The sequence below is a fragment of the Streptomyces sp. NPDC046870 genome (assembly GCF_040704595.1).
Lineage (GTDB): Bacteria > Actinomycetota > Actinomycetes > Streptomycetales > Streptomycetaceae > Streptomyces > Streptomyces argyrophylli.
Genome location: NZ_JBEYXM010000034.1, coordinates 56,293 through 64,206 on the forward strand (window position 1 = coordinate 56,293; position 7,914 = coordinate 64,206).

The 7,914-nt window shown below is 74.7% G+C and carries 5 protein-coding genes; 3 read left to right on the forward strand and 2 right to left on the reverse strand.

Annotation, left to right across the window (positions count from 1 at the left end; genetic code table 11):
- Positions 1–123 precede the first annotated feature (123 nt).
- On the reverse strand, positions 124–948 hold the full coding sequence (locus AB0946_RS38395; RefSeq protein ID WP_366765365.1) for a MerR family transcriptional regulator: 825 nt from the start codon (positions 946–948) through the stop codon (positions 124–126).
- A gap of 272 nt (positions 949–1,220) precedes the next feature.
- On the opposite strand from AB0946_RS38395, the gene AB0946_RS38400 reads away from it, so the two are divergent.
- The 3 genes from AB0946_RS38400 to AB0946_RS38410 all read left to right on the forward strand — a co-directional run bounded on the left by AB0946_RS38400 (position 1,221) and on the right by AB0946_RS38410 (position 7,153).
- Positions 1,221–1,733 carry a DUF6069 family protein gene (locus AB0946_RS38400; RefSeq protein ID WP_366765366.1) on the forward strand — a complete coding sequence of 171 codons (513 nt, stop codon included), beginning with the start codon at positions 1,221–1,223 and terminating at the stop codon, positions 1,731–1,733.
- A 139-nt stretch (positions 1,734–1,872) separates the two neighbouring features.
- Entirely contained in the window at positions 1,873–3,297 is a 1,425-nt protein-coding gene (locus AB0946_RS38405; protein ID WP_366765367.1) for a CHASE3 domain-containing protein, read from the forward strand.
- A gap of 49 nt (positions 3,298–3,346) precedes the next feature.
- Positions 3,347–7,153, forward strand: coding sequence for a kelch repeat-containing protein (locus AB0946_RS38410; protein WP_366765368.1), 3,807 nt, complete (start codon positions 3,347–3,349; stop codon positions 7,151–7,153).
- Between the two features lie 115 nt (positions 7,154–7,268).
- Here AB0946_RS38410 and AB0946_RS38415 read toward each other — a convergent pair whose 3' ends face one another.
- Positions 7,269–7,505 (reverse strand): hypothetical protein, encoded by a 237-nt coding sequence (locus AB0946_RS38415; RefSeq protein ID WP_366765369.1) that lies wholly within the window; start codon positions 7,503–7,505, stop codon positions 7,269–7,271.
- Between the last annotated feature and the right edge of the window lie 409 nt (positions 7,506–7,914).

The window sequence follows — 7,914 nt, forward strand, 5'->3', positions numbered from 1 at the left end:
GGACACCGGACTCGGGGTGCGGTGGCCGGTGCCGGCGGCGTGCCGGGCCGGTGCCCGGGCTGCTGCGGTGGCCGGCCCCCGCGACGGCGGGAACCGCGCGGGGGCCGTTCCTCCCGCCGGTGGTCAGGCCCGGCTCACCGGCGCCTGGAGTTCCGTCACCCAGTCGTCGCGGTTCTCGGGGCACTCCAGGTTGACCTCGCGGGGGTACCCGGTCGACCGGTAGCCGCCCGCGTCGATCCAGTGGGTCAGGGCCTGCGCGGTGGGCAGCACGGTGTCCGGGGAGCCGCGGTGCACGATGGTCGCCGCCTGGTCCAGGGCCGGCAGGTCCAGGACGCGGAAGGCACCGTCGTCCTGGAGGCGGGCGGAGACCTGGACGGCGGCGTGGACGGTGATCCTGCCGCCGCCCTCCGGGGCGTCCTCGTAGTAGGCGACGCCGGGGCCCGTGGGCGCGATGCCGGCCGAGTCCAGGCGCCGGAACAGCTCGGCGTACAGCGGCTCGATGACCGGGCCGATGTCCTCGGGTGAGAAACTGTCCGCGGTCGCGGCCAGTTCGGCCACCCGGACGCCGGGGACGCTCTTGATGACGACGTCGTTCGTGGGCATGTGCCCCTCGCTCTCGATGGCTCGGAGCCTCGCCTCGACCTGGACCAGCCGTGCTCCCGCCGCGGCCATGGCGCTCTCGAGTTCGGCCCGCCGCAGTCGCAGCATGCCGCGCAGCTCCTCGGCGGCGACCTTCTCGTCCACGATGTCCCGGACCTGTCGCAGGGAGAACCCGAGGTCCTTGAGAGCGATGATCCGGTTGAGGCGGGCCAGTTGGGCGGCGGTGTAGTGACGGTAGCCGCTGACGGGGTCGACATGGGCCGGGCGCAGCAGACCGGTCGCGTCGTAGTGACGCAGCATCCGGACCGAGACGCGGCCGTGCCGGGCGAAGTCTCCGATGGTGAACATGATGTCTCCGAGTCGACCGCCTGACACGGTGTGAGGGTCAAGAACCTACCTGCCGGCCGGGGAGGGCGGGGTCGTGGGCGGGCTCCGCACCGTGGGACAGGCACCTGTCCGCATGTCAGGCGTCCCTCGCGCGGGGAGCGTTGCCCGTGGGGTGTGACGCGGCACAGACCGCGCCGATCCGCGGCGGGGCGGGCATGCCGGGGTCAGCGCGAGTGACGGCGGGCCGACCGCGACGTCACGTCGTGACGACCGTGTGTGAAAGGTGGTTCCCCATGGCCGGTTCCGCTCCGTACGGTGACGTCCCCTCCTACCGCCCGCGCGGCGGCCCCGGGTACCAGGCGCCGCCCGGCCCGCGGTCCGTCGCGGCGGGCCGGCTGTGGGCCACCGGTGCCGCGACGACGGTGGTCGCCGCGCTGGTCGCGGTCGTGGCCACGATGTTCGTCCGCGGGGTGCTCGACGTCGCGCTGTTCTCGCCGCGCGCTGCGGGCGTGGGGGGCGATGTGACGACGGGATACCTGGCGGCCTGGGCGGCGGCCGGCGCCGTCACGGGCACCGGGCCGCTGCACCTGCTGCTGCTCACCGTCGCCCGGCCGCGCGCCTTCTTCGTCTGGATCGCCGGCCTGGTGACCGTGGCGCCGGCCCTGCTGCCGTTCACCAACGATCTACCGCTCGACGCCCGCCTCGCCACCGCGGCCGTGTTCCCGGCCATCGGCGGAACGATCACCGGGCTGCTGTCGGCGACCGCGTACAGCGTGGCGCCGGACCGGGGTGACGACACCTGGTGACGTACGGCCCCGGCAGCGGCCCGGCCCGCTGACGCCGAGGCACATGTCGAGCCCGCGGCGATGACATCGGCGTCACGTGTGCCGCCCGTACCCCTTCCTCACCGAACGCCCCCGGCCGTGTGCGGCTACATTGCGGAGCATGACGGTACGACGGTGGTACGGCAGCCGGGGGCTGGGGCTGACGCGCCTCACGGTCGCGGCGAGCACTCTGCTGGCCCTGCTGATAGGTGTCGCGTTCGTGGTCCTGCTGTGGGCGATCGACGACGCGAACGACTCCACGTCGGCGCGCCGCGCCTCCCGCACGGCTCTCGTCGAGGCCGGAACCATGGAGCAGTTGCTCGTGGACCTGGAGACCGGGCAGCGCGGCTTCGTGATCACGAAACGCGAGGACTTCCTCCAGCCGTGGCAGGCGGCGCGCACGGCGCTGCCCGCCGGAGTCCGGCGGTTCACCCACTCCGCCACCACCCCCGCGCAGCGGCGCACCGCCGAGCAGATCGCGCGGGGCGTCCGGTCCTTCCTGGACGACTACTCGATCCCGCTGGTGGAATCGGTCCGGCGGGGCGACCCCGCCGCGTCCGGCCTGACGGCGACGGCCGAGGGGAAGCGCCGCGTCGACGCCCTGCGGGCCCGGTTCGACGCGTACACGGCCGGCGAGCGCGCCCAGCTCGCCGCGCGCGAGGACGCCGCCGGCGCCAACGCGCACCGTGCGGTGATCGCTGCCGGCGTGGGCATCGCGGCGTCGACCGCGCTGGTGGCCGCCTTCACGGTGCTCCAGCACCGCGCCGTCGTACGGCCCGTGCGCGGGGCGGCGGCAGCGGCCGGGCGGCTGGCGGGCGGTGACCTCGGCGTCCGCATCCCGCCCAGCAGGGTGGCGGAGATCGACGCGCTCGGGGCGTCCTTCAACACCATGGCGACCTCGCTGCAGGACAGCCGCCGACGGACCATGGAGAGCGTCGAGGCGGTGCACCGGCGTACGGCCCGCGATCTGCACGACGGGGCGCAGCAGCGGCTCGTGAGCCTGATGATCGGCCTCCGGCTGGCACGGGAGATGATCTCCGACACGGACACGTCGGTGACCGAGCTGATGGACCAGTCGATCGACAACGCGCAGACGGCGATCGACGAACTGCGGGAACTGGCCAGGGGCATCTACCCGCTGGTGCTGACGGTGAAGGGCCTGGCGGCGGCCGTGGAGGACCTGGCGGCGCGCTGCCCGGTTCCCGCCGTCGTGCGGGCCGACTACCCCCGGCGGCTCTCCACCACCGTGGAGTCGAACGCGTACTTCGTGGTGGCCGAGGCGGTGACGAACGCGGTCAAACACGCCCAGGCGTCCCGGATCGACATCTCCCTCGCCCTCACGGACGTCCTGCGGATCCACGTCGTGGACGACGGCGTCGGCGGCGTCGGCGACGCCACCGTCGGCAGCGGCCTGACCGGCCTGGCGGACCGCGTGTCCGCCTTCGACGGCACCCTCGCCATCGACTCACCCCCCGGCGGCGGCACTTCCCTCCTGGTGCAGATCCCGATCCCGTACGGAACAGAAACTTCTTCACAGCTCAACTAACGTGTGCCGGACGGCGCGTCCGATCGCCGCCCATGCCACGGGAGTTGAGTTGCCCATACCCCTGCCCACACCACCGAGCGCTGTGCCCCGCCGGCGCAGACGCCTGACCGCCTGCGCCGCCGCGCTGGCCGCCGCCCTGCTGACGGCCCTCGCCGCCCCGGTCCCCGCCCGCGCGGAGACCGGGGACCGGACGGTGGCACCCGCCACACAGACCGCACGGGACCACGTACGACCGCTCTGCGGCCCGCCCAGGCCGCACGAGTTCACCTGCTTCGGCCTGCTCCGCACCGACATGACGGACCGTCGGCAACCGCGCGGGGCAGATGCCGACCCGCAGGGCTACGGACCGGCCGACCTGCGCAGCGCCTACGACCTCCCCGCGGACGGCGGCGCCGGCGCCACCATCGCCGTGGTCGACGCCTTCGACAACCCGAACGCCGAGGCCGACCTGGCCGTCTACCGCGCCCGGTACGGGCTGCCGCCCTGCACCACCGCCAACGGCTGCTTCACCAGGACCGACCAGCGCGGCGGCACCCACCGCCCGGACCCCGACCCCGGCTGGGCCACCGAGATCTCCCTCGACCTGGACATGGTCTCCGCGGTGGCGCCCAAGGCCCGGATCCTGCTGGTCGAGGCGGACAGCGCCACGATCGAGGACCTGGGCGCGGCCGTGGACCAGGCGGTCGCGCTCGGCGCGAAGTACGTCTCCAACTCCTACGGCTCCAACTACACCTTCTTCCCGGAGGACCCGGCGGAGTCGGCGGCCGACGTCCACTACGACCACCCGGGCGTCGCCGTCGTCGCCTCCGCCGGCGACTACGGGTACGGCGTGGCGTACCCGGCGGCCTCCCCGCACGTCACCGCGGTCGGCGGCACCACGCTCACCAAGGACCCGGCCACCGCGCGCGGCTGGACGGAGTCGGCCTGGGGCCACGACGGCAACGGAACCGGCTCCGGCTGCTCCCGCTACGAGCCCAAGCCGGCCTTCCAGCGGGACACCGGCTGCCCGGGACGCACCGTCGCCGACGTCGCCGCGGTGGCCGACCCGGACACCGGCGTCGCCGTGTACGACAGTTACGGCGACACCGGCGGCTGGGGCGTGGCCGGCGGCACCAGCGCCTCGGCGCCGATCATCGCCGGCGTGTACGCGAACGCGGGCACCCCGGCGGCGGGCTCCCGGCCCGCCGTCTACCCCTACGCCACCGGCGGCCGGGGACTGCACGACGTGACCACGGGAGCCGACGGGACCTGCGCACCGGCCTACCTGTGCACCGCGGGCCCGGGCTACGACGGCCCCACCGGTCTCGGCACCCCCGACGGCCTGACGGCCTTCACCATGGGCCCGCACGGCACGCTGACCGGCACGGTCACGGACGCGGCTTCGGGCGCGGGCGTCGCAGCGGCCGAGGTGACCGCCGGCCCGTACGGCACGACCACCGACGCCCACGGCCGCTACACCCTGCCGCTGCCCGCCGGCGACCACGACGTCCGCGTGACGGCCTACGGGTACGCGCCGGGCACCCTGCCGGGCGTCCACCTCACCGACGGTGGCACCGCGAGCGGCGACCTCGGCCTGCGCAAGCTCGCCACCCACCGGATCTCGGGCACCGTCACCGACGGCTCGGGGCACGGCTGGCCGCTGCACGCGAGGATCACGGTCGCCGGGGTGCCGGGTGCCCCGGTGTGGTCCGACCCGGTCACCGGCGCCTACCGCCTCGACCTCCCCGAGGACCACACGTACACCCTGCGCGTGGTCGGCGACGACAGCTCCTACCAGTCACTGGAGCGCGAGGTGACGGTCGGCACCACGGACCTCACCGTGCCCCTGGCCCTGCCCGTGGACACCTGGGCCGCCGACGACCCGGCGTACACCGTGAAGGCGGACACCGTCGGCGGCGAGACGTTCGACGGCACCTCCGGGCCGCCCGCCGGCTGGAGCGTGAGCGGCGCCCCGGGCTGGACGTTCGACGACCCCGGCGGCCGGGGCAACACCACCGGCGGTTCCGGCGGCTTCGCCGTCGCCGACGCCGGCCACGCCGGCAGCCCCCTGGACACCTCACTGACCAGCCCCGCCTACGACTTCGGCCGCGCCGGGGACCCGGCGCTGGGCTTCGACACCGACTACGAGGGCTCCGCGGAGCAGAAGGGCGAGGTGCAGGTCAGCTCCGACGACGGCCGGACCTGGACCACGGTGTGGCACCAGGACCAGCTGTGGACGAGCGGCCGGGTGGAGATCCCGCTGACCGCCTACGCCGGCGAGCGCGCGGTACGGGTGCGGTTCCACTTCACCGGCCCCGGCCTGTTCTGGGCGGTGGACGACGTCACGGTCACCGAACGGGTCGCCACGCCCGTGCCCGGCGGCGTGCTCACCGGCACCGTCACCGACGCCAACACCGGCAAGGGGCTGATCGGAGCCGTCGTGCACACCGGCCCGGCGGACGGGCCGGCCGCGCCGACGGTCGCCACGACCGGTGACCCGCGCCTCGGCGACGGCGCCTACCGGCTGTTCGTCCCCGGCTCCGGCCGGGCCACCACCGCGACGGCTGCCAAACCGTCGTACACCACGGCCGCCCGCACCGTGCAGGTCCCCGCCGACCGGGTCACCCCGGCCTCGTTCGTCCTCAAGGCGGGCCGTCTGACGGTCCGTCCGGCCCGGATCGACGCCACCTCCCGCCGGGCCACCGCGGTACGGAAGGTGACGGTACGCAACACCGGCACCGCGCCGATCCGGCTCCGCGTCGGCGAGCGCACCGGCACCGCCCCGGGCTCCCCGGCCCCGGGCACCGCCTGGCGCGCGCTGCCCGACCTGCCCGTCCCCGTGATGGACAACGCGGTCGGCACCTACCGGGGCAGGCTCTACTCCGCCCTCGGCTCCGACGGCCAGGAACCCACCGCCGACCTGTACGTGTACGACCCCGCCGGCCACGCCTGGAAGCGGGGCCCGTCCGCGCCCGAGCCCCGGCAGGCCACCGCGCACGGCTTCATCGGCAGCCGCCTGTACACGGTGGGCGGCTGGGGTCCCCAGGAGACCGTGAGCCGGACCACGCAGGTATTCGACGCGGACACCGGCCGCTGGTCGAAGGGCCCGGACGTCCCCGAAGGGCTCTACGGCGCGGCGGGCGCCGTCCTCGACGGGCGGCTCTACGTCGTCGGCGGCTGCACGAACACCGACTGCTCCGACTCCGTGTACGTCTACGACCCGGGCGCGCGGTCCTGGTCCCGGGCCGCCGCCTACCCGCAGACCATCAGCTGGGCCAACTGCGGTGCCGTGGACGGCAGGCTGTACTGCGCGGGCGGCGTCCACGAGTACGTGGAGACCGGCGCCGGCCACGTCTACGACCCGGCCTCCGACAGCTGGCAGCCCATCGCCGCCATGCCGGTCGGCCTGGCGACCGGCGCGTACGCCACCGCCAACGGGCAACTCCTCGTCTCCGGCGGGTTCAAGCGGGTCGGCCCCAGCCGCGTGCTCACCGCCGAGGGGTACGCCTACGACCCCGGGACGGACACCTGGAAGCGGCTGCCGGACGCCCCGGCCGCCGTCTACCGGGGCGGCGGCGCACCCGGCCTGTACCGGGTGGGCGGCAGCGGCGAACCCCGGTTCCCCGTCCCCGTGTCCACCGCCGACGTCCTGCCCGGATACGACCGCACCGAGACGGACGTCCCCTGGCTGACCGTGAACCCGCACCGCCTGACGCTCCGGCCGGGGCGGACCACGACGTTCACGGTGACCCTCGACCCGCGCCGGCTGACCCGGCCCGGCGACTGGACGGCGTCCCTGACCCTGGCCACCGACGGCCCGTACTGGGTGCCGGACATCCCGGTCCGGCTGCGCGTACCGGTCACGAAGGCGTCGTAGCGGGCACGCAAACGGCCCTCGCCCGGGATGCGTCCCGGGCGAGGGCCGTTTGTGTCGCGCGGCTCGGGGTCCGCGTGGACACGCCGGCGGTGTGACGCGGTGGGGAGCCCTGGCGTTACGAGGTCGGGTTGACCACGCGGGAGCCCGTGCTGTTCCAGTCCGTCGGGTCCGAGGTTCCCGTCGTCGTACCGTTGCCCTCGGCCACCGCGTGCACCGCGGTACCGCCCGCCGGGGCGGCGGCCGACGCGCCTGTCGTCCCGGCGGCACCGGCCACCAGCGCCAGCAGACCGATGCCCGCCGCCGTCAGACGGAGCCGCCAGTCGCCGATGCGCACGCCGCTGGACTCGCCCATGAGTGATTCCTTCCGCAGATCCGAGGGGTGTTGATGCCCGTCAATGCTGGCAAGCCCCGATCAACGGCCGATCACCACCGGAGCACTCGGCCATGCGCACGTCATCCGAGCCGCCGTGCCCGTCCGACTCGCGTCGCGGGCTCCGGCACGGGCAACGTGATGGGCGGCCGCCCCACACGTCCGTTGCCACGCGCCGTCGTCGAGGAGGGTGTCGGCGACCGCCGTGATCGGCCGCTCATCCGGCGTCCATCGCCGCCTGCGACGGTCGACGCGTCAGCTCAGCACCGAACGGGACGTGCCCGACGTCATACCGAGCCGGAGGCAACACCGTGACCGTGAAGGACATCCTGGACGCGATCCAGTCGAAGGACGCCACGTCCGCCGACTTCGCCGCCCTGCCGCTCCCCGA

Excerpts from the sequence above, each read along its gene's own strand:
- AB0946_RS38405 (WP_366765367.1), top strand. The coding sequence starts at position 1,873 with ATGACGGTACGACGGTGGTACGGCAGCCGGGGGCTGGGGCTGACGCGC.
- AB0946_RS38415 (WP_366765369.1), bottom strand. The coding sequence starts at position 7,505 with ATGGGCGAGTCCAGCGGCGTGCGCATCGGCGACTGGCGGCTCCGTCTG.
- AB0946_RS38400 (WP_366765366.1), top strand. The coding sequence starts at position 1,221 with ATGGCCGGTTCCGCTCCGTACGGTGACGTCCCCTCCTACCGCCCGCGC.
- AB0946_RS38395 (WP_366765365.1), bottom strand. The coding sequence starts at position 948 with ATGTTCACCATCGGAGACTTCGCCCGGCACGGCCGCGTCTCGGTCCGG.